Below are 258 nucleotides of genomic sequence, written 5' to 3' on the forward strand. Positions count from 1 at the left end.
CGCGAGCCGCACGATATCCTGAGCTACTGCGTCCATGGTAAGCGGCGGAACCTGTTTTGCATACATATGCTTGGCCCACAGCTCACCAGAAATCGCGTCCTCTACGTCACCCACAGTTTCCCAGCCAGTCGATTCAAGCGCGATGTTGAAGTGCTCGCTCAGGTCTTGTGCCAGACAGAAGCGCAGATTCGGGTTCGTGATTCCGAGGCCTGCGAGCGGGAGACTGCGTTTCATGGCGCACTTGATCTGGATTCCGGT

General features: G+C 57.0%; 1 protein-coding gene. It reads right to left on the bottom strand.

Annotated elements, in window-relative coordinates; all coding sequences use genetic code 11:
- On the bottom strand, positions 1–258 hold a 258-nt coding region (locus AC1RPT_RS08115; protein ID WP_481763042.1), incomplete at both ends, for a hypothetical protein.

It is taken from the genome of Dellaglioa sp. CoH-56-MRSF-11, from assembly GCF_056782135.1.